Raw genomic sequence first — 21984 nt, forward strand, 5'->3', positions numbered from 1 at the left:
GAGGCTTCCCAATGACACACCCACTTCTTGGTCGCGATTTACTGACCTTGGCGGATTGGAACGACACTGAATTATTCGACGTGCTGGAAACTGCCGCCGAACTCAAACTACGTCAACAACGCCGCAAAGCTCACCCTCTTTTGGCCAACCGCACCTTGGCGATGATTTTCGAAAAGCCCTCAACCCGCACCCGCGTTGGCTTTGAATCGGCCATGGTTCAACTTGGCGGACACGGCATCTACCTTAGCCCACGCGATACTCAAATTGGCCGTGGCGAGACGATTGGCGATACTGCTCGGGTGCTAAGCCGCATGTGTGATGCAATTATGGCACGGGTCAACGATCATGCAACCTTGGTCGAGTTGGCTCAGGCCGCCGATGTGCCTGTGATTAACGGGCTTTCCGATTGGCTGCATCCTGTGCAAGCACTCGCCGATGCCTTGACCATTCGCGAATATTTTGGTAGTTGCCAAGGCGTAAAATTAGTGTATCTCGGCGATCCCAATAATGTTTCCAATTCGTTGCTTGAGCTGGCCCCACGTTTGGGCATGGATTTTGCGATCGGCACGCCATTTGTCGCCAATGTTGATCAGCATTTGTTAGCCCAATCTCGCCTGCAAGCCGCTGCCAATGACACCAAAATCGTTGTCACCAACGACCCATTAGAAGCCGTGAAAGATGCCGACGTGTTGTATACCGATGTTTGGGTCAGTATGGGTCAAGTCGTGGCCGAAGGTCATTTGGAAGCCTTACAACCATTTCAAATTAATGCTGAGCTTTTAGCCGCAGCGCGGGCTGGAGCCAAAGTTATGCACTGCTTGCCAATGCATCGCGGCGAAGAAATTAGCGCCGATGTCGCTGATGGCGAACGTTCAATTGTATTTGATCAAGCTGAAAATCGCTTGCACACCCACAAAGCCGTTTTGGTGGCGACCATCGCTGGCTTAGCCTTGCGCCGCACCAAGCGCCTAGCAGCCTAAACTGAGGGATTAGTTGTCAGGGGCTAGGGTGCAGAGAGGCAGAAACCGCGAAGAACACGAAGAGCGCGAAGGGTAGGTGTTGGTAGAAGCTAAACAAGCTACAGATTCATATCGGAGCAATAGATAAAACACCAATAATCCACGAGGTAAAAATTAGGGGGTGTAGGGGATGAAAACCCCTTGCGTCTCCCTCCGGCGGAGGGACGGAAGGGGTGGCGAAATGATCAGGGATCAGTTGTCAGGGGCTAGGGTTCAGGCAAACGGAAACCGCGAAGAACGCGAAGAGCGCGAAGGTGGGAGAGGAGTTGGGGTGAGGGCATGTAGTTTAAATAGTAAATGAAATTAATAAATCCTCATCTTTCAAGCCATCCGTTCAGGCCAAACCAGGCGTAGACTGAGGTATGGACTGAAATTCGTGTGAGGATGAACGATGAATCATTTACAACAGTATCTGGTCGATGAGTTCGTCGAAGATTATCAAGAAGGGCTGATTAGTCGGCGGCAGGCCTTGAAGAAAATCGCGGGTATTACGGGCCTCGTGGTGGCAACTCAATTGTTGGCAGCCTGTGGCGATCCGGCTAAGCCTGCTACGGCAACTAGTGCGCCCAACCCGACTACCGCGCCAACTGCCACGACTGCTGTTGCCACCGAATCCACACCAACCACCGCCAGCACAGGCGGCAGTGTGCCCAACAGCGTGGCCGAAAATGATCCAGCAATCAAAGCGGCAATGGTGGAGTTTGCTGGTGGCGACGGTCAGCTAATGGCCTATCTGGCGCAGCCTGTTGGTGATGGGGCATTTCCAGTCGTGTTGGTTTGCCACGAAAACCGTGGGCTTACGCCGCATATTCAGGATGTAGCCCGACGGGTCGCCAAAGCTGGCTATGTTGGCTTAGCGCTTGATTTGCTCTCGCGTGAAGGCGGTACGGCCAGCATTACCGACGCTGATAGTGTGCCCGGCTTGCTCAGCGGCGCACCACCCGAGCGCCATGTGGCCGATTTCAAAGCCGGAGTCGAGTATCTTAAAACTCAGGCGTTTGCCGATACCAGCAAGATTGGAATGGTTGGGTTTTGCTTTGGCGGCGGGGTTACTTGGTTGGTTGCAGCGGGCATGCCCGAATTAAAAGCCGCCGTGCCATTTTATGGCCCACCAGTGCCAAGCAGCGAAATTCCCAAAATTAACGCCCCAGTTCTGGCAATTTATGCCGAAGAGGATGATCGAATTACCAGCACGGTAGCCGAGGTTGAAGCAGCGATGCAACAAAACAACAAAGTCTATCGCAAAGAAATTTATCCTGGGGTCAATCACGCTTTTCATAATGATACTGGACAGCGGTATAATGCAGAGGCTGCCCAAGCGGCGTGGGCTGAAACGCTGGCTTGGTTTAAGCAATATTTGGTCTAGTCGATAGCATCCAGCAGCTTTTTCTGCTCGCACTCATCGACAACGATGGGTGCTTTTTGATCGGCTAAAATAAGGCTTTTCGGCTATACTGCCGCTAGATATTAACCAATTGGAGTTTCAATAATGTATACCTTTGCTCGCTTCGAGCAAGCCATTCGCGAGGCCTTGCTTGCCACCAATTTAATTAGCGCCGCCGATATTGATTTAGGCGCACCCAAAGCTGCTGGCGTACAGGCCGATTTAGCCTTGCCTTGTTTTCGTGCCGCCAAAAGCCGTGGCAGTAATCCAGCTCAAGTTGCCCAAGAATTAGTTGCCGCGCTGCAATTTGCGCCCGATAGTTTGGTAGCTATCGCAACAATTTCTGGCCCTTACGTTAATTTCAATCTCAACCCTCAAGCTTTTGCTAAAGCCGTTTTGACCGATATTCAGGCTGGCGGCGCAACCTATGGCAGCAGTACCAAGGGCAACAATCGCAAGGTAATTGTCGAATATTCATCGCCCAATATTGCCAAGCGCATGCACGTTGGGCATATTCGCTCAACGATCATCGGCCAAGCGATTGCCAACCTCTACCAACGACTGGGCTATGAAGTGATTCGCGATAATCACTTAGGCGATTATGGCAAGCAGTTTGGGGTTAATATTGCCGCTACCCTACGCTTTGGCAAGCCCGAAGGCGAAGGCGAGGCCGTGCTTGCAGCGATTGAAGAGCAATACAAACGCTATAATTTGTTGATGAAGGGCACGGTTGCCGAAGATACCGAGTATGACCCTGATTCAGATGCTGGCTTGGATGATGAAGCTCGCGCTTGGTCGTTGAAGTTAGAGCAGGGCGATCCGCAAGCAGTTGAAATTTGGCAATGGATGGTTGATCTAACCAAAACTGCCAACCAGCCCAATTATGATCGGTTGGGCGTACATTTCGATCTGCAACATGGCGAAAGTTTTTACAAAGATATGCTAGCCGAAATCATCAGCGATGCTGGCGAGAGTGAGCTGGCAGAACGTGATGGTAATGCCATTATTGTCAAAGATTTACCCGACCATCGCGGCAAAAAATTGCCAACCTTTTTGATTCAGCGCTCGGATGGTGGCACGCTCTACATGACCCGCGATATTGCCACAATCAAATATCGTGAGCAAACCTACAATCCTGATGCGATGATTTACATTGTTGGTCAGCCACAAGAATTGCACTTCCGCCAAACCTTTGCCATCAGCAAGGCCTTGGGCTACACCGATGCCGAGTTGATTCATATTTCGTTTGGCACGGTGTTTGATGCCAAAGGCCAGCCGCTTTCAACCCGCAAGGGCAATATGATTTATCTCGAAACCTTGCTGGATGAAGCTCGCAATCGCGCCAAAGCCTTGATTGAGCAAAAAATGGCTGAAGGCAAAACCCAACTCACCGCCGAATTGATCGATCAAGTCGCTGAGCAAGTTGGGGTTGGCGCGGTGATGTATAACGATTTGTACCAAGATACCAAGCGCAATATCACTGTCGATTGGGATCGCATGTTGGCATTCGAGGGCAATAGTTCGCCCTATTTGCAATATATGCACGCTCGTTGCTGCTCGATTCTGCGTGATTTCGGCGAATTGCCCACTAGCTACGATGGCAGTTTGCTGAGCCATCCAGCTGAAACTGGCTTATTGAAAGAGCTAGCCCGTTTGCCGCAAATTATCGACGAAGCGGCGGCTCGCTATGCTCCATTTGTGGTCGCCGATTGGCTGTATGCAACTGCACGGGCTTTTTCGGCTTTCTACGATGCCTGTTCAGTGCTCAAAGCCGAAACGCCAGAATTACGGATTGCGCGTGGTCATGTAGTTGCCGCCACTGCCCAAGCACTTCGCAACGGCCTAGCGTTGCTCTCAATCGCTGCCCCTGAGCGTATGTAAAGGTTAACCACGAAGGACACGAAGAACCACTAAGGGTAATAAATTCGCGTTCTTCGTGCTCTTCGTGGTTAAATTTTGCCCCGCATTATGTATCCCTCTGTGCCTCTGCGTTAAAATCTAGCCCCCGATCCCTGAATCCTATTCCCCTTGTCCTTTTGCCTTTTGATTTCTGCCTTTTGATTTACTTTGACTTCTCTAGGTGAGCCTGATACCATGCCCAAGGGCTAAACACCTCTGTTTAGCCATCTTGATTGATGCATTTACTCGTGCGGAGGTGCAATGAAGCTCCACGAATACCAAGCCCGTGATATCGTGGCTCGTTATGGCATTCCAGTGACAGGCGGCGGTGTTGCTGCGACGGCGGAAGAAGTTCAAAAAGTTGCCGAGCAAATTGGCGGCCCTGTGGCTGTCAAGGCGCAAGTGCATGTTGGCGGTCGGGGCAAAGCTGGCGGGATCAAGTTGGCCAACACGCCAGCTGAAGCCTTCGATGCTGGCAAAGCCATTTTAGGCATGGATATCAAAGGCCTGACGGTTGAAAAAGTGCTGGTAGCCGAAGCAATCACCTTTGAAAAAGAAATTTACCTTGGGGTGATTTTGGATCGTGCGACCAAGCGAGTCGTGTTGATCGCTTCATCAGAGGGTGGCGTTGAAATCGAAGAAGTCGCCAAAACCAATCCTGATGCGATCATCAAATTGGCAGCCGACCCCTTACTTGGCTTGCAATCGTACCAAGCCCAAGAATTGGCCTACAGCATTGGTTTGACCGATGCCAAACAAGCTCGCCAATTCGCCAGCATTGCAACTGGTTTGTATCGGGCATTTGTTGAAAATGATGCTGAATTAGCCGAAATCAACCCCTTGGTGGTGTTGCCAAACGGCCAATTGCAAGCCCTCGACTCGAAAATTGTGCTTGATGATAGCGGTTTGTTTCGCCATAGCGAAGTTGCGGGCATGCGCGATATCGCAGGCGAGCCAGAATCAGAAATCAAAGCGCGTGAAAATGGCCTGACCTTTATCAAGCTTGATGGCAATATTGGCTGTATGGTCAATGGCGCTGGCTTGGCAATGGCCACCATGGACGTGGTAAATCTGTTCGGCGGCGAACCAGCCAACTTCCTTGACATCGGTGGTGGTGCTAACGCGCAAAAAGTCGCCGCAGCCCTCGATATCATTCTTGATGATCCCAATGTTAAAGTTGTCATGGTTAATATTTTTGGTGGCATCACCCGCTGCGATGAAGTCGCCAAGGGGATTGTCGAAGCCCAAAAGATTATCAAGCGCCAAGTGCCGATGGTGGTTCGCTTGGTTGGTACCAACGAAGCCGAAGGCCAGCGCATTTTGGCTGATGCCAGCTTAACTCCAGCTTCAACCTTGGCCGACGCAGCCCAAAAAGCTGTCGATATTGCCAAACAATAATTTAGCTAAGTTGGGCTAACATCGCCTGAATCAATTGGCGTTCATGCAGATCAACACAATTGCGCTGGAGTTGTTCTAAGTTGGTTTGCCAATGCAGCAGCGTTTCGGCTCTAGCTGCTGGCAAACGTTCGCACCACGCCAAATCACGGGCACACAAGGCCAGTTGTAGCTCAACTTCGCTATAGCGTGGCGCAACGCTGGGCAAACGCAAACTTTTGCCTTCAGGGTAAAACGTATCGGCGACCAACTCATGCGGTTCGAGCCGAAACAAGCCTGCGAGCAAAATAACCGTGCGCTCTGAAGGCGTGGCCAAACCCATTTCAAAGTGGGAGATCGCCACCCGCGAAAGCGCCAAGCGATCAGCAAGGGCTTGTTGTGTCCAGCCATGCAAAGCCCGTAAACGGCCCAACCGCTGGCCAAATGATTCTGGCATAGAGCAATACTCCCAAACATGTGTCGTTGATCATACTGCACATTCGCCAAGGTGATTGCTAAGCCACTTAGCAGCCACCCCAACCATATCGAGCTATGCTAGAACGATATACATCTAGCCTAGATCGAATGAGGATAGCATGACCAATAAAGTCGCAGTGGTGACCGGAATTACCGGCCAAGATGGTTCGTATTTAGCTGAACATTTGCTGGCCCAAGGTTACCGCGTAGTCGGGATGCTGCGGCGTTCCAGTACAGTTAATTTCGAGCGCATCAAACATATTCAAGATGATATCGAACTGGTCACGGGCGATTTGCTCGATGAAGTTTCGTTAATTAATATGCTGCAAACCTATCGACCTTCCGAGGTTTATAACTTAGCAGCCCAAAGTTTTGTTCAAACCTCGTGGTCACAACCAGTCTTTACTGGCGAAGCTACGGCCTTGGGCGTGACGCGGATTCTTGATGCGGTACGCACAGTCGATCCCTCGATTCGCTTTTATCAAGCAAGTTCGTCGGAGATGTTTGGCAAAGTGGTCGAAGTGCCACAAACCGAAAACACGCCATTTTACCCACGCTCGCCCTATGGGGTTGCCAAAGTGTATGGCCACTGGATCACCGTGAACTATCGTGAGAGCTACAATATGTTTGCTTGCTCAGGCATTTTGTTCAATCACGAAAGCCCACGCCGTGGCCGCGAGTTTGTCACCCGCAAAATTACCGATGCTGTAGCGCGAATTAAGCTTGGCTTAGCGACTGAATTACGTTTGGGCAATCTCGAAGCCCAGCGTGATTGGGGCTTTGCTGGCGATTACGTCAAAGCTATGTATTTGATGTTGCAACAAGACCAGCCCGATGATTTTGTGGTTTCAACTGGCGAAACCCACTCAGTACGTCGCTTCTGTGAGATCGCCTTTGGCCATGTTGGCTTGAATTATGCCGACTATGTAAAAATCGACGAACGCTTTATGCGGCCTGCCGAAGTGGACTTGTTGATTGGCGACCCAGCCAAGGCCAAGCGTATTTTAGGCTGGCAACCAGAAACGCCCTTCGAGCAACTGGTGACCATGATGGTCGAAGCCGACCTCGAATTATTGAAACATGAATACCGTATTTAAAGGCAAAAGGCAGAAGTAAAAAGTCAGAAGTAGGGTTAACGAACAAACATGGTCATTTGTCCGTTGATTTTCATTACAGCAGAAGTCAAAAGTAGGTCTACTAATTATAGCCATTTTGCCTTTTGACTTTTGCCCTTTGATTTTCAGTGTCATTTTGCCTTTTGACTTTTGCCTTTTGATTTTCTGTCAAGGAGGACATTTCCATTGAGTATTTTGGCTGATAAAAATACCCGCCTGATTGTGCAGGGGATTACAGGCCGCGAAGGTGAGTTTCATTCGCGCCAAATGCTGGAATATGGCACAAATTTGGTCGGTGGGGTTACGCCTGGTCGCGGCGGCCAAAAAGCCGTTGATGGCCGTGTGCCTGTATTCAATACGGTCAAGCAAGCCGTCAAAGAAACTGGCGCAAACGCAACCGTGATTTATGTGCCAGCAGCGTTTGCTCCCGATGCCGTCCGCGAAGCCGCTGATGCAGGCATTCCGTTGATCGTTTGTATCACTGAAGGCGTGCCAGCACTGGATATGGTGGCAACCTATGAGTTTGTTAAGCTCAAAGGCTCACGCTTGATCGGGCCAAACTGCCCCGGCTTGCTGACCCCCGGCGAAGCCAAATTGGGGATCATCCCCGGCTCAATTGCCAAGCCCGGCCCAGTTGGTGTGGTCTCAAAATCGGGTACATTGACCTATGAAGCGGTCGATGCCTTGACGCGCATTGGCCTTGGCCAAACCTCAATCGTCGGGATTGGTGGCGACCCAATCATTGGCACCAACTTTATCGATGTCTTGGCAATGTTCCAAGCTGATCCAGCCACCGAAGCGATCGTGTTGATTGGTGAAATTGGTGGTAATGCTGAACAAGATGCCGCCGCCTTTATCAAGGAAAATGTCACCAAGCCAGTGGTCTCGTTTATCGCTGGTCAATCGGCTCCTCCAGGCAAGCGCATGGGCCATGCTGGCGCAATTATCGGCGCTGGTGGCGAAGGCACTGCCCAAGAAAAAATTACGGCATTGGAAGCAGTTGGCGCGAAAGTTGCCAAATTGCCCACCGATATCGCAAAGTTGGTTGCCGAAAGCCTTGGCAAATAAGCCAATTAGTTGGCACGAAAAAACCACTCCAATTGCTGGAGTGGTTTTTTGTTTGCGATACCAAAAGCCCGCTAGGCTGATTAACCTTTTACCCCGCCCAAGGTTAAGCCACCAACGATATATTTTTGCAACGCCAGATAGACAATCGAGACTGGCAGCGAAATCATAATCGACATCGCCGCAAAATTCGACCATGAAACCGTGGCATATTGGCCAGTCATGGTTTGCAAGGCAATTGCCAAAGTATAATTTTCGGCCTTGTTGATAAAGCGTGCGGTCAAGGCAAACTCTGTCCAACCAGCCATAAAGCCAAGGAAGGCAGTTACGGCTAGGGCTGGGGTTGCCAACGGCAGAATAATTCGGAAGAAGATTTGGTTGGGTGAAGCGCCGTCAATAATCGCGGCTTCTTCCAATTCCTTGGGAATCGTATCCAGATAGCCTTTGAGATTCCAGATTGCGAATGGTAAAGCGCCAGAGATCATGGCCAAGCCTACGCCATACAGCGAGCGGCCAAGTTCAAATGGTCGGGCATTTTTAGGAATTTCAATCTGCATGCCGCCCCATAAAAACAGTGCAGCCACCGCTAAACCACCAACTAAGAATGCAGCTGAGCCAGCCCGAAAATCATCGGAGCGAATCCGTGAGATCGTCATCAGCGCTAAACCAGCGACCAGCAAGCCTGCCATCGTGAAATAAATGATCCGTAAGATCTCAAGGCTGGTGCTAATTTTGGCCAACATCGCAAAAAGTGGCGCAAGTGTGGCAATCCCTGGCATCAACAAAATAAAGCCAATGCTCAAGAAAATCAGCTTACGACCGACAAAGTTCAAGCGCGAGAAGGCATAAGCTGCGGCAACCCCGATCATTACCGAGAAGAACGAGACCCCTGCTGCCAAGAAAAAGCTATTGCCCATCAACTTCCAGAACGAGATATCGCCTGCCGATTTCGACAGCGGCTGCTCAATCACTGCTTGATAGGAGCTTAATGTGATTGATGAAATTGACGGTGGAATAACTTCCAATTTGAGTGGTCGGGCACTGCCTGCTTCCTTGAATGAAAGCGTGACGATCCACATAATAGGAAACAAGACTGAAACTGCCACTGTCAAGCAAAAGGCTTGCAACAGCAATTGTTGCCACCATTCCAATTGACGGCCAGCACCGCGCCCACGAGCAAACAGGCCTTTGCGGCTGGTCGGTTGTGCAATAGATGAATTAGCCATCGTATGACTCCGCTACTCGTGAAATTCTGGCGGTAATTGCCGAGATACAGCCAAGAATAATAAAGATAAAGACGCTAAATGCGGCCCCAATCCCAAACAAGGAGTTATTATTGATCAGCTTATAGGCTTGGGTCACCAAGATTTCGGTTTGGCCGAGTGGGCCGCCACCACTGATAAAATAAATCACATGGAACAGATTGAAGGTTTGGATAATCCCCAAGATGGTTGCAGGAACCATGGCGGGGCGGAGCAATGGCAGCGTAATTGTCCAGAATTTATTCCAGCCAGTTGCGCCATCAATTGAGGCCGCCTCATACAATTCTTTGGGGATACTCTGGAGTGCACCGGTAGCCACAATTGTCATAAAGGGCCAGCCCAGCCAAATATTAGCGATTAGCATGGCAAAGTACGAAAGTGGCAAGCCAAAGGCGACTGGCTCAATCCGCTGGAGCCAATCAATCCCACCGCTGGGGAAGGCTGGGCCAAGAAAGATCTTCAACATCAAATTGATCGCGCCATATTGCCCATCGAACATATTGCGCCAAATTGTGGCAATAACCAACTGTGGCAGCACCATGGGCAAGATATAAATTGCGCGATAGATCTTCTTAAACCACAAACCCTCAACGTTCAACATTACTGCGATGACGATCCCCAATGAAACGTGAAAAATCACATTCGAGAATGTCCACCAAATGTTGAAGCCTAAGGTTCGCCAGAATTTGAAGCTGGCTAAGTCGGCATTTTTGGTAGCCAACTTATCTTGCAAAATTAATTGATAGTTTTCAAAGCCCACATATTTGGGGGGCGTATAGTTTTTGGCCAGAGGATTGATGTTGGATGGGCCAAAGTCGGTTAGCGACATCCAAAATTGGTAGAGAATCGGATAGAACGTGATGATTGACATCACGATCAGAGCGGGAAAAAGATAGGTATAGGCGGTTCGTGAGCTTCTGGTGCGTGCCCACCACGAAGGTCGTGGGATGGCGCTATCACTAGCACGCTCGACGCTGCTTTCTGCCGATGCCATGGCGTGGCTCCTTTGCTGACAGGGGCGGGGTCTGTGATGATTTGGTATCGCGTGAGCGAGGAACAGGCCAGACTACGGCATCGTTACAGCACTATCTTTAGGTAAGCCCACCATAGCCTTGGCGCGACCCGTTCCCTCACAAGGAAGGAACGGGTCGGTTGATTGCCTTATTTACCGTTAGCGGTATCCATTGCAGCACAGGCATCGGTGATCGCCTTAGTTGCATCTTCGCCGCCATCGAGTGCTTTAGTTACGGCATCGCCAACTGGAGTCCAGAAGTTGTTAAGTTCTTGGTCTTGTGGGCGAGCGTAGCCAGTTGAAGCAGCTTGGCTGAAGCCGAGCACCAACGCGTCGGTTGGCACAACGTTGACATCGGCTGGAACGTGGCCAGCTTTTTCGGTGTAGATTTTTTGTGATTCGGTGTTGGTCAAGTACATTGCCAAAGCAACTGCACCTTCAATATTTTGGCTGTTGATGTTGACATAGAAGCCGTCAACGCCAGTCAATGGACCAGCAGGACCCTTAGGCCCAGCAGGCATTGCGGCAACACCAAGTTTGTCTGTCAAAGCAGTTTGGTAATCGGCCAAAACCCATGGCCCGTTGATGATCATGTCAGCTTGGCCTTCGCGGAAGAGGGCATCAGCTTGAGCACCGTCGGTTGAGAAGGTTGCGCCAGCAGCTTTGAGATCTTGTAAATACTTCAAAGCATCGCCGCCACCATCGACCAAGCCACATGACTTGTCGGCGGTGAACAAGCTAGCACCGAAGGCTTGGAAGAAGCCAAAGTTGTGGTAGGCGCTTTGGTTCAAGACCAATTTCTTGCCATCTTTGACCATTTGCAACAACTCATCGGTAGTTGCTGGTGGGGTTGCTACGGTTGATTTGTTGTAGTATAAAGCAACAGCTTTGAATGATTCTGGAATCCCGTAGAGCTTGCCATCAACCGACATCCCAGCAACGCCAGCAGGAGCGATGTTGGTCAAGTTGGCTTTGTAAGCATCGAGGTCGGCCAACAAGTTCTTGCGAGCCAAATCGCCCAAGCTATCGTTGGGAGCCAAGAGCAAGTCTGGGCCACCAGCAGCAGCAACGTCGTTTTCAAACTTGCTGAATACTTGGTCGAATGGTACTTGCAAGACGCTAATGTTAGCATCTGGGAAAGCAGCCTTGGCTTTTTCAATCAACTCGGTCAAGGTTGCATCTTCAGCGCCACCGGTGCTGTAAGCGTGCCACAAGGTGATATCGCCAGTTGCTGCCATGCCACCAGTAGTTGGGGCGGTAGTTGCTTCGGGAGCAGCGGTTGCTTCTGTAGTTGCAGCGGTTGGTTCGGCAGTTGCTTCTGCCACAGTAGTTGGGGCGGCGGTTGGTTCTGCTGCAGTGGTTGGCGCAGCAGTTGGGGTGCTTTCGCTACCACAAGCTGCCAATAAACCGACCATCATGATACTGACGAGCAGGAAGCTCAAAATACGCTTCATTGCTGTACACTCCTTTGTACCATATTGAAAAATCTGTTACCGTGCCGATTAGGGCGAACAGGTGAATATAAGCACGTGACGCTAGGCCACGCTCCATCAAGGACAAGTGTTAGCTTGCCAACGAACCAACCTCGTTGGAGTGCACCCCTAAAGTTGCAGGGCGTTCCAGGGCTGGCGGCGCAAATAAGCGCTCGGTAGCAAGGGCTGCGGCTCCCAAGGCGGCGACATTGCGGCCTAGTGCGCCGGGCACAATCGAGGTATTATTCACTGCAATCGATAAAGCGCGTCGCGCCACCGTTGCACGAATAGTCTCGATTAATAATGGTGAGGTTTCCGGAATAACCCCGCCAATCACAACCCGATCAGGATTGAATATATTAATGATACTGGCAATTGCCACACCAAGATAGTGGGCAGTTCGCCGCAAAATAGCTTGAATCTCGGGGCTGCTCTCGGCTTTACGCACCAAGGCATGCACATCATCATCAGCACTAATCAGCTTTTGCTCACGGGCTAGCCGTAAAACTGTGATTTGTGAGGCCAAGGCTTCGAGTGAGCCAGCGTTGATTGGCCCAAATGACTCGTCGTTTTCGACGCTGAGGGTGGTGTGACCAACCTCGCCAGCGCTGCCGATTGAGCCACGGAACAAATGACTATCAATAATCAAGCCAGCGCCAATCCCGGCGCTACTCATATATAAGTAGACCATGTTTTGTGCGCCTTGGCCTGCTCCCCAACGATACTCGGCCATTGCGGCTAAGTTGGCATCGTTATCAATTGATACGGGCAAGCGGAAGGTTTGGCTTAACTCTTCGCGAATTGGCACATTATCCCAGCCAGGCATGACTGGCGGGGCAATTGTGCGGCCATTACGGAAATCCAATGGGCCAGGCACACCAACCCCAATCGCGCTAATGCGGCCACGACCAACCGGCGATTCGGTCAGCATCGTGCTAATCAATTGTTTGATCAGCGGCATTCCAACCGTGGGGCCATCGTTAACATTGAAGGAAATTTGACGACGTGAACAGATTCGGGCGTTCAAATCGGTAATAACGGCACTAACAGCGTTGCGCGAAACATCAAGCCCAATAATATAATTAGCTTGATAATTGAATTCGAGGATAATTGGCCGTCGGCCACCTTTTGAGGTACCAATACCCGTTTCCGTAACAAGGCTTGCGTCAATCAGATCGTTAATGATGCTTGAAACGGTCGAACGACTTAACTTGGTGTGCTTGGCGATATCTGCCCGCGAAATCCGTCCTTCACGCCGAATTAACTGGAGTACCAGGGCGCGGTTGAGTTCTCGCATCAAACTCAGATCAGCTGTCAATGCCGAAGGACGATTCATTTGCAAGCTCCTACTTGGTAAGTGGCTCCGATTTTAGCAACTATTTGGTACTTTGTCAAGACAACAAACAAACATGACTGTTTTATGATAGAATGCGATTTAGGCCATTCTAAAGCTTTAAATCGTAATTGAGGCTTGTCGCTATGGATGATCGATTATCAATCAGGCTGGAGCAATCGCTCGATTTTTGTATTAAATGTAATATTTGTACGACCGCATGTCCGGTAGCAGCGGTCACCGATCAGTTTCCTGGCCCAAAATATGTTGGTCCGCAAGCTGGGCGTTTTCGCCATGACCAAGCTGAGCATTCGCCCGATCATTCGGTGGATTATTGCTCGGGCTGTCGGGTGTGCAACGAGGTTTGCCCAACTGGCGTGCCGATCGCTGAACTCAATGCCCGTGCCCGGGCGCAGATGGTGCGCGAACATGGCTTGCCCTTGCGCAATCGCATGCTTGGGCGCTCGGAGTTGTTGGGCATGCTGGGCACGCCCTTCGCCCCGCTGGCCAATTGGACAATGAGCAATCGGCCAATTCGTTGGTTGATTGAAAAATTATTTAAGATTGATCGGCGTGCGCCGCTACCCCAGTGGGCTGGCTATACCTTGCGCGGCTGGGCACGCAAACATCTGCCCCGCGCTGCCACGCCTTTGCGCTGGACGTATGGCCTGCGTTCGTGGCTCAGCCGCACCGCGCTTGTGCCACTTGAGCAACGTCGTTTGGTGCAAACTCAAACGCAAAAACCAGCAACTTCGACAATTTCGCGCAAAGTCGTTTATTTTCATGGTTGCTCAACCAATTATTATGAGCCGCACGTTGGCAAGGCTGCCCTAGAAGTGCTGACCCGCAATGGTTGCGAGGTGGTGTTGGCTAATCAAGGTTGTTGTGGGTTGCCGATGCTTTCCAATGGTGAATTTAATGCAGCCCGCCGTTATCATACCGCCAATGTACATGCCTTATTGCCATGGATTCGCCAAGGCTATGTGGTGGTAGGCACTTCGACCAGTTGTACCTTAACCCTCAAAGATGAAGCCCCCGAATTGTTGGGCTGGCATGATCCCGAGGTTCAATTGGTGGCCGAACAAACCTACGATATTTTTGAATATTTGCGTTTGCTTGACGAGGCAGGCAAATTTGATCGCAACCTGGGCGCAATCGAAGAAACCTTGCCCTATCATCCGCCCTGTCAATTAAAAGCCCATCGCATCGGATTGCCAGCCCGCGATATTTTGGCGCATATTCCAGGCTTGCAGATTGAGCGAAGCCAAGCAGCCTGTTGTGGGATTGCTGGCACCTATGGCCTAAAAACCGAAAAATACCCAATCGCGATGGATGTGGGTAAACCATTATTTGAGTGGGCCAACCAACATCCTGCTGATACGGTGCTGTGTGATAGCGAAACCTGTCGCTGGCAAATTAGCCACGGGACGGGCTTGGCAACCCGTCATCCCGTGGAGCTTTTAGCCGAGGCCTATCGACGGTTTGATCAGCAGCGCCAACTTAGCTGACGCTGGTTTCAACTTTGGCTCGCCATGCCGCATGAACATAGCCACCTTCGCGGTCGGAGTATTCGATTCGTTCAAAGCTTGAGCGGGCGGCATCAACCTGACCAAAGCTACGTTGCAATTGGCCAATTCGATAGAGCAATTCAGCTTGTTGGGGAATTGGGCAGCCATTCAATAAAAGTTCAGCTTGATCTAAGGCCAATTGGACTTGGCGCTCGTCGTTAGCCAAAAAGGCCAATTCAGCGCGGGCAACATACAGGCTGGCTTTGGCAGCAACATGAGGCGCTAAGGCCAAGCCTGCTTCGATCCATTGCTTGGTCGTTTGGCTGGCTTCATCGAAATGCAAACTCAACAAGGCATTGTGGCTATAGCTCAAAGCCAATTGCTCATCCAACACCAAGGCCATGCTGGCATAATGGCGAGCTTCGTTCCAATCGCCGTGAGCAGCCAAAGCGCGGCTCATTTCTAAGTAAATTGGGGCGTGAAATGGATAGAGTTGGTCGGCCCGTTCGATCGCTTTGATCGCAGCTTCGGTTTCACCTTGAGCTAATTGAATCGAACCCATTGCCAACCAAGCATCAGCCGAATCGGGGTAAATCCGCAGCGACCATAAAACGAGGCGTTCAGCTTGGGCATACGAACCGCGTGCCCAAGCGCGTCCAGCGTACCAAACTAAGGCAATCCGAGCAACAAATAAGCCAATCAACAACTCGCCGAGCAAAGCCACGCCAACTGCTTGATTGGTTAAAAAGTACAAGCCACAGAGCGCTGGAAACACCACAAGTTCTGGCATTAGCATCACCGCTCGACCAACCCGTATTCCAGTGGTTAGCTGTCGTCGTTCCTGCCGTTGCGCCGTCATGATTGTTGCCATAGCTCAACCCCTTGTTATATATACTCGTATCAGGGTTAAGTATCGCCCAAGGTTGTGACAACGAGTGTCACAACCTTGAAAATTTGTGCTATTTTGCTAAACTCCAAGCCACTGCTGCCTGACCATGCAACAAGGTGGTATCGAACAGTGGCACATCGCAATCAGCTTGGTTAATCAACAAGCCAATTTCGGTGCAGCCCAAAATAATGCCCTGTGCTCCGCCTGCCACCAGATCGTTAATCACCGCCAAATAATAGGCTTTGGAGCTAGCTTCGATTTTGCCAAGGCACAATTCATCGAAAATGATCCGATGAATTTCGTCACGCTGTTCTGGCTCAGGGGTGACGACTGCCAAGCCGTAGCGTTGGCGCAAACGCCCAGCATAAAAATCGTGCTCCATGGTGAAGCGTGTGCCAAGCAAACCAATTGTGGTTAATTGTTGCTGCTGAATCGCTGCCGCCGTTGGATCGACGATATGAATGAATGGCACTTCGACCGCTTGCTCAATTGCGGTTGCCACTAAATGCATGGTGTTAGTGCAAAGCACAATACATTCAGCACCAGCCGCCACCAAATTGCGGGCAGTTTGGGCCAAAATTTCCCCAGCAGTTTCCCATTGATCAGCCTTTTGCAACGCAGCAATTTCGGCAAAATCGACCGAGTAGAGCACACATTTGGCTGAATGCAAACCGCCAAAACGCTGTTTTACCGCTTGGTTGAGCACCTGATAATAACTGACGCTCGATTCCCAACTCATCCCGCCAATGAGGCCAATCGTTTTCATGCAAAGCTCCTTGGTACAGCAAACATCAAAATGGAGCAATGGTTGGTTGGCCATATGCTACGCCGCCTATAATACGCGCTTTTGCTTACGACAATTCTGCGACAGCGCTGCGATTGGCTTGTGACAAGTGGAAAGTATGCTCAGCTTGTTCGTTTTTGAGCATAGGAGCATTACCTTGAACCAGTCTCAAGCTGCATCATCAAACAACCTGGGTGCGAAAATCGCCATATTTTTGCTGCTAACCACAGTTTTAACCAGCATTTGTTATTATTTTTTGGTTGGCTCAAATCCCCAAGAGGCGTTTGGATTAGGTTTGATCTTCAGTCCAGCGCTAGCCGCAATCATCACCCAATTAGTTTTCGAGCGGCGCTTAGCAGGTTTAGGCTGGAAAATCTCAGCACCCAAGGATTTATTGATCAGCTATAGTTTACCTTTGGGCTATGGTCTAGTGGTGTATAGCGTAGTTTGGCTGAGTGGCATCGGTGATTTTTCATTACAAGCCTTGGCAAGCCAGGTTGGCCTCGCCACACCATTGGCCATTAGTGGATTTTGGGTCTATCTTGGCGAGGTCGCAACAGTTGGCATCGTTCGATCGGCAGTATTGGCATTTGGCGAAGAATTGGGCTGGCGTGGATTTTTAGTGCCCGAGTTGAGCAAACGCTATTCGTTGGTAGCAACTGCTGCAATCAGCGGGGTTATTTGGGCGATCTGGCATTATCCTGCAATTTTGCTCGTTGAGTATAACAATGCTGGTGCACCATTGTGGTTTGGCTTGTGCTGTTTCACAATTTTAGTGATTGGCCTGAGCTTTGTCATGGCGTGGTTGCGCCTAAAATCAGCCAGTGTTTGGCCAGCAGTGCTGTTACATGCTAGCCATAATATCTTCATTCAAACTGTTTTTAATCCGCTGACCAGCAAAAATGCCATCACGCCCTATGTGATTGATGAATTTGGAGTTGGTTTGGCACTCGTCGTGGGATTATTAGCGTGGTTGGTTTGGCGGCGAACAAAATATCAACAATAACCCTTGGATATCCTACAAAAAAGGCTCCTGCTCAACTGAACAGGAGCCTCTGTTTAGTTACAAAACAGGTGAGATGAAGGTGGGTAGGGCAGTTACAGGGTTAACCATCCCACGAAATTGCTTGCCATAGAACGAGGCAATCACCTTGATATGGCCAAGAATGCGCGTGTTGAAATTGTGAAATTCTTCGATTGGCACTAAAAGTTCACGATGACGGCGACGAATGCCGACCGATTTAACCGTAAATTGGCGGGCATATTGTTCGCTAATTTCAAATTCAGCCACAAACCCAGCGTAACCAGCCTGGGCATCCTTGGTTTTGACTGATTCAGCAACATGGCTGGCATACTCAAGGTTGAGGATGGGATAAGCAATTGGTGGCTCGGCCAATTGTGCTGGGAATGAACGATAGCCCGCTTGCGCAATTAATGTTAGTTCTTCTAACCCAACAGGTCGATATAGGATCATCTGCTTGTCCTTTCCCTTGTGCCACCAAGGTGTGATTGTAAGAAGCTATAACGTATCGTCTAAAGGTCACATCACACTCAAATTATTCCACATCTATTTAGATACAAATCAGATTTTAATTTTGCATGAAATTTGGTGATTAATCAAGGGATTTTTGGCCTAATTTGGCTTAATCCACTATCAACTGCATGTCAGGAATCCAAAGCATGAACCATACCACAATTGAATCACCCGCCGACAACTGACTCAATGGGATAGTTGGCATGTGCTTGGTCTTGATAGTGGATCAAGCCTTATATAGCTATATACATCTAGGTTGAATAAATTGGATGCATGGGTTAGAGATTGGTTTGATAGATTGCCCACGCGGCACAATAGGCTTGATAAACTGTTGTTTCAAAACAGATCAAGCTGACTTTTTCGGGGATTGAATTGGTTGCAAGAAAGCTATCAATCGTTTGGATTGCAATCGGGGCAGCTAATTCGACTGGATAGCCATAAATTCCACAGCTAATTGCTGGAAAGGCCAGCGCTTCAAGTTGATGTTTGGCAGCAAGTTCGAGGCTATGTTGATAGCAGTTGGTTAGCAATTCGGCTTCTCGTTGATTGCCGCCCCGCCAAACTGGCCCAACTGTATGGATGATTGAGCGTACTGGCAAACGATAGCCTTTGGTGATTTTAGCTTGGCCAGTTTTGCAACCACCCAGCATGAGGCATTCCAGCCCAAGTTTTGGGCCGGCTGCTCGATGAATTGCGCCATCAACTCCGCCACCACCGAGCAAATAGCTATTAGCAGCATTAACAATCGCTGCTCCGGCAAATTTGGTAATATCGCCTTGGAGAATCTCGATTCGTTGATTCACAGAAAATCTCCTCTCAATTTAATCTTGATTCACGAATTGCACGAAGGTTAAGTTTTTAGCCACGAATTCCACGAATAATTATTTTTAGCCACAGATTATCACAGATTACTAGGATTATGTTCTTGAACCCCAGCCAATAGCTGTCATGGTTCATTGGGTTGACAACGCATAACATGCCCTCACCCCCTCGCCCCCTCGCCCGCACGCGAGGCGAGGGGGCACCGCTCCAGGAGTTTTACTCCCCTCGCCCGCCGCAGTGGGAAAGGGGTTGGGGGTGAGGGGGCATTAACGGTTGTTAACCTCATAAATCATTACAAATAGCCAATAGCCCTATTTCTTACTTTTGATTTTTGATTTCCTCCCTCATAATTCATCCTTCATCCTTAACTAAAAAGCCCCTCGCCCATGTGCATGGACGAGGGACTGTCAAGCCTTGCTTATGGATAAATCCCACGGATTTGGGTTGCTTCAGCGACCCGTGCCACCGCGACCATATAGCCACCCATACGCATTGAAACTTTGTGCTTGAGGGTTTGGGCTAGCACCGATTCAAAGCTGTGTTGCATAATCCGCTCAAGCTTGTTGTTGATTTCTTCTTCAGTCCAGAAGAATTCTTGCAAGCCTTGAACCCATTCAAAGTACGAAACGGTCACACCACCAGCATTGGCCAAGATATCGGGCACAACAAAGATGCCTTTTTCAAACAAGATATCATCAGCTTCAGGAGTAGTTGGGCCGTTCGCACCTTCGACCAGCAATTTACAGCGAATCCGGCCTGCGTTTTCCTCGGTAATTTGGTTTTCCAAGGCACATGGAGCCAAAATATCGCACTCAATTTCGAGCAACTCGCTATTGCTAACCCGCTCGATGCCTTCGGCTTGATAGCCTTCCAGCGAACGATGTTGCTTGGTATAGGCAATCATTTCGGGAATGTTCAGGCCACGGCGGTTGTAGTAACCACCAGAAACATCGCTAACCGCAATCACTTTGCTGCCCATGCGCTGCATCATATCGGCGGTAACGCTACCCACGTTACCAAAGCCTTGAATCACCACAGTTGCGCCTTCGATGCGCAGACCAAGATGCTTGGCGGCTTCGCGGGCCACAATGCTAACTCCGCGCCCAGTTGCTTCGACCCGCCCAAGCGAGCCACCAACTTCAACCGGCTTACCAGTGATCACAGCTGGCACAGTGTAGCCACGGTGCATCGAGATTGTATCCATAAACCAAGCCATTACTTGGCCGTTGGTACCAACATCAGGAGCAGGAATATCTTTTTCAGCGCCAACCAAAATGCTAATTTCAGTTGCAAAACGCCGGGTTAATCGCTCTAATTCACTTTGCGATAGTTTCGTTGGGTCTACAATGACCCCACCTTTTGCGCCACCATATGGAATATTAACCAGCGCACATTTCCAGGTCATCCACATCGCGAGAGCACGAACTTCATCGATATCGACTGCATGGTGATAGCGAATCCCGCCTTTGGCTGGACCACGCGAGACATTGTGTTGGACACGATAACCGCTAAACACTTGAATCTCACCATTGTCCATTTTGACTGGGAAATTGACGCTTAATTCGCGTTGAGGGACGCGCAGAACTCGACGCAAGCTGTGGTCGAGATTCAGCTTTTCAGCAGCGAGATCGAATTGACGCTGAGCATTCTCGAATGCGTTGCGATGAGAGTCAGCCATTGACTTGTTCCTTTCTAATTGATCGCCTTTGATCAAAAGAGGCCTCTTGGTTATGCAGAAGTCTCTCTAAGATTATACGACATATAAATCCAACGGCGTTCACCGAGAAACAGGGCGTTCCACCATGAGCGGCGCACCTGGCCCTCGCTAAAGCCCAAATTACGATATAAAGCCCGAGCACTGTGGTTGGAGGCACTCACATACAGCCCTAGGCGTTTTTTGCCAAGCTCACGGGCTAGCGTCATGCTATGCCGCATCATTGCTTGGGCAATGCCTCGACGACGATACTGCTCGGCAACCGCCACATCGCTAATAAAACCTTCATCCCGCCCAATCCGATGGTCGATTTGGGAAAGCGCATGAACTGCGCGAAACGCGCCCCAAGCGCCAAGTTCGCGCAAAAATGCTTGCTCAACCAAGCCAACATCGTCTGGGCGCATCTCGATGGTGCGCAGCGTAATCGTGCCTACAAGTTCGCTGCCAGCTAACATGACGTACATTCCTTGTAGGCTACTTGGCCCTTGCATCTGATGCGATTGATGTAAGGCTGCCACACCACGTTGAATGCCGCGTTTGCCAAAGGCCGAGCTAAATTTATCGGCAAAGGCCAGCGCCTGCAATTGCAACATTGGCGCGAGATCATCCATTATGGCTGGCCGAATCATCAAAGCCAAGTCACCCAACTGAAAAGGCACCGTTGCACGGATTTGCGGTGATGGTACAATCATTGATATTTTCCAAACAAAAAAACCGTGCAACCTGCACGGATGATTGGAGCGTACCACAATCAACGCTGATCCGGCACGTTAGCTAGGCGCATTCTACACCCGCTCGGATCGCCCGTCAAGCACTATTAGTCGGGTGCACGAGGTAGGCGCGGGTGAGCTTCACAGCCTAGTATATTTATTGACCGGAATACTTTAGGAGGATTGTGTATGTCACTGTTTTGGATTGGTTGTTTCGTGATTTTGGGCTTACTCAGCATTAGCGGTTTGATTATGCTGTTGCTCAAGCTCGGCGTGATTGTGCAAAAAGCTGGCGAGCCACCACATATCGATCATGGCAATTATTCGATGGATCAAGGTCGTGAGGTCAAGGCCGAAGATCAATAATTAATCAACAGCGTACTGGGATTGTTCAGTACGCTGTTTATTTTAATGATGGAGTGTGAGCAATGCCCATTATCATCGCTATTTTCGGTATGTTTGGCTTAATTGGGCTGGCAAAAGTCATTTCAAAATTATGGCAACGGGTAAGCGTGCTGATTCAAAAGGCCAAGGAACCACCACATATCGATCAGTTAGACTATTCGCTTGAAGATCTGCATGAGATCAAATCTGAGCAAGGGTGAGCTAGG

The 21984-nt window shown here is 49.9% G+C and carries 21 protein-coding genes; 10 read left to right on the top strand and 11 right to left on the bottom strand.

Annotated features, from left to right (window positions below):
- Positions 1 to 11 precede the first annotated feature (11 nt).
- The 4 genes from argF (at position 12) to sucC (ending at position 5700) form a co-directional block, all read left to right on the top strand.
- On the top strand, positions 12 to 980 hold the full coding sequence (gene argF / locus ABEB26_RS21005) for an ornithine carbamoyltransferase (RefSeq protein ID WP_345724032.1): 969 nt from the start codon (positions 12 to 14) through the stop codon (positions 978 to 980).
- A 430-nt stretch (positions 981 to 1410) separates the two neighbouring features.
- Positions 1411 to 2385, top strand: coding sequence for a dienelactone hydrolase family protein (locus ABEB26_RS21010; RefSeq protein ID WP_345724033.1), 975 nt, complete (start codon positions 1411 to 1413; stop codon positions 2383 to 2385).
- A 123-nt stretch (positions 2386 to 2508) separates the two neighbouring features.
- On the top strand, positions 2509 to 4284 hold the full coding sequence (gene argS, locus ABEB26_RS21015; RefSeq protein ID WP_345724034.1) for an arginine--tRNA ligase: 1776 nt from the start codon (positions 2509 to 2511) through the stop codon (positions 4282 to 4284).
- A gap of 279 nt (positions 4285 to 4563) precedes the next feature.
- Positions 4564 to 5700 (top strand): ADP-forming succinate--CoA ligase subunit beta, encoded by a 1137-nt coding sequence (sucC, locus tag ABEB26_RS21020; RefSeq protein ID WP_345724035.1) that lies wholly within the window; start codon positions 4564 to 4566, stop codon positions 5698 to 5700.
- Position 5701: 1 nt separating this feature from the next.
- Here the strand turns inward: sucC and ABEB26_RS21025 are convergent, their stop codons facing one another.
- The gene (locus tag ABEB26_RS21025; RefSeq protein ID WP_345724036.1) at positions 5702 to 6133 is read right to left on the bottom strand and encodes a helix-turn-helix transcriptional regulator; all 432 of its coding nucleotides are present in this window, start codon (positions 6131 to 6133) and stop codon (positions 5702 to 5704) included.
- Positions 6134 to 6272: 139 nt separating this feature from the next.
- Here ABEB26_RS21025 and gmd point away from each other — a divergent pair, with 139 nt between their 5' ends.
- The gene (gene gmd / locus ABEB26_RS21030) at positions 6273 to 7250 is read left to right on the top strand and encodes a GDP-mannose 4,6-dehydratase (RefSeq protein ID WP_012192089.1); all 978 of its coding nucleotides are present in this window, start codon (positions 6273 to 6275) and stop codon (positions 7248 to 7250) included.
- Between the two features lie 204 nt (positions 7251 to 7454).
- The gene (gene sucD, locus ABEB26_RS21035; protein ID WP_345724037.1) at positions 7455 to 8336 is read left to right on the top strand and encodes a succinate--CoA ligase subunit alpha; all 882 of its coding nucleotides are present in this window, start codon (positions 7455 to 7457) and stop codon (positions 8334 to 8336) included.
- Positions 8337 to 8416: 80 nt separating this feature from the next.
- Here the strand turns inward: sucD and ABEB26_RS21040 are convergent, their stop codons facing one another.
- The 4 genes from ABEB26_RS21040 to ABEB26_RS21055 all read right to left on the bottom strand — a co-directional run bounded on the left by ABEB26_RS21040 (position 8417) and on the right by ABEB26_RS21055 (position 13415).
- Positions 8417 to 9559, bottom strand: a complete 1143-nt coding sequence (locus ABEB26_RS21040; protein ID WP_345724038.1) for an ABC transporter permease subunit — start codon at positions 9557 to 9559, stop codon at positions 8417 to 8419.
- On the bottom strand, positions 9552 to 10589 hold the full coding sequence (locus ABEB26_RS21045) for a carbohydrate ABC transporter permease (protein ID WP_345724039.1): 1038 nt from the start codon (positions 10587 to 10589) through the stop codon (positions 9552 to 9554). The genes ABEB26_RS21040 and ABEB26_RS21045 overlap by 8 nt, the downstream gene beginning before the upstream one ends.
- 167 nt (positions 10590 to 10756) lie before the next feature.
- Positions 10757 to 12061: an extracellular solute-binding protein gene (locus tag ABEB26_RS21050; protein ID WP_345724040.1), complete on the bottom strand. Its 1305-nt coding sequence runs from the start codon at positions 12059 to 12061 to the stop codon at positions 10757 to 10759.
- A gap of 109 nt (positions 12062 to 12170) precedes the next feature.
- Entirely contained in the window at positions 12171 to 13415 is a 1245-nt protein-coding gene (locus ABEB26_RS21055; protein ID WP_345724041.1) for an ROK family transcriptional regulator, read from the bottom strand.
- Between the two features lie 143 nt (positions 13416 to 13558).
- Here ABEB26_RS21055 and ABEB26_RS21060 point away from each other — a divergent pair, with 143 nt between their 5' ends.
- Complete coding sequence (locus ABEB26_RS21060; protein ID WP_345724043.1) at positions 13559 to 14920, top strand: anaerobic glycerol-3-phosphate dehydrogenase subunit C; 1362 nt, start codon at positions 13559 to 13561, stop codon at positions 14918 to 14920.
- Here the strand turns inward: ABEB26_RS21060 and ABEB26_RS21065 are convergent.
- Positions 14913 to 15791, bottom strand: coding sequence for a tetratricopeptide repeat protein (locus tag ABEB26_RS21065; RefSeq protein ID WP_345724044.1), 879 nt, complete (start codon positions 15789 to 15791; stop codon positions 14913 to 14915). The genes ABEB26_RS21060 and ABEB26_RS21065 overlap by 8 nt on opposite strands.
- A gap of 88 nt (positions 15792 to 15879) precedes the next feature.
- Complete coding sequence (locus tag ABEB26_RS21070; protein WP_345724045.1) at positions 15880 to 16575, bottom strand: aspartate/glutamate racemase family protein; 696 nt, start codon at positions 16573 to 16575, stop codon at positions 15880 to 15882.
- A 175-nt stretch (positions 16576 to 16750) separates the two neighbouring features.
- Between ABEB26_RS21070 and ABEB26_RS21075 the strand changes: the two genes are divergently transcribed.
- Positions 16751 to 17599, top strand: coding sequence for a CPBP family intramembrane glutamic endopeptidase (locus ABEB26_RS21075; RefSeq protein WP_345724046.1), 849 nt, complete (start codon positions 16751 to 16753; stop codon positions 17597 to 17599).
- Positions 17600 to 17656: 57 nt separating this feature from the next.
- Here the strand turns inward: ABEB26_RS21075 and ABEB26_RS21080 are convergent, their stop codons facing one another.
- The 4 genes from ABEB26_RS21080 to ABEB26_RS21095 form a co-directional block, all read right to left on the bottom strand.
- Positions 17657 to 18067, bottom strand: a complete 411-nt coding sequence (locus ABEB26_RS21080) for an ADP-ribosylation/crystallin J1 (RefSeq protein WP_345724048.1) — start codon at positions 18065 to 18067, stop codon at positions 17657 to 17659.
- 338 nt (positions 18068 to 18405) lie between these two features.
- On the bottom strand, positions 18406 to 18930 hold the full coding sequence (locus tag ABEB26_RS21085; protein ID WP_345724049.1) for an O-acetyl-ADP-ribose deacetylase: 525 nt from the start codon (positions 18928 to 18930) through the stop codon (positions 18406 to 18408).
- 437 nt (positions 18931 to 19367) lie between these two features.
- Positions 19368 to 20627: a Glu/Leu/Phe/Val family dehydrogenase gene (locus tag ABEB26_RS21090; RefSeq protein WP_345724050.1), complete on the bottom strand. Its 1260-nt coding sequence runs from the start codon at positions 20625 to 20627 to the stop codon at positions 19368 to 19370.
- A gap of 50 nt (positions 20628 to 20677) precedes the next feature.
- Positions 20678 to 21355 (bottom strand): GNAT family N-acetyltransferase, encoded by a 678-nt coding sequence (locus ABEB26_RS21095; protein WP_345724051.1) that lies wholly within the window; start codon positions 21353 to 21355, stop codon positions 20678 to 20680.
- A 207-nt stretch (positions 21356 to 21562) separates the two neighbouring features.
- On the opposite strand from ABEB26_RS21095, the gene ABEB26_RS21100 reads away from it, so the two are divergent.
- Together ABEB26_RS21100 and ABEB26_RS21105 are read left to right on the top strand one after the other, a co-directional pair.
- Positions 21563 to 21739 carry a hypothetical protein gene (locus ABEB26_RS21100; protein ID WP_345724052.1) on the top strand — a complete coding sequence of 59 codons (177 nt, stop codon included), beginning with the start codon at positions 21563 to 21565 and terminating at the stop codon, positions 21737 to 21739.
- Positions 21740 to 21801: 62 nt separating this feature from the next.
- The gene (locus tag ABEB26_RS21105) at positions 21802 to 21978 is read left to right on the top strand and encodes a hypothetical protein (RefSeq protein WP_345724053.1); all 177 of its coding nucleotides are present in this window, start codon (positions 21802 to 21804) and stop codon (positions 21976 to 21978) included.
- Positions 21979 to 21984: the final 6 nt, after the last annotated feature.

Source organism: Herpetosiphon gulosus (assembly GCF_039545135.1).
Classification (GTDB): Bacteria; Chloroflexota; Chloroflexia; order Chloroflexales; family Herpetosiphonaceae; genus Herpetosiphon; species Herpetosiphon gulosus.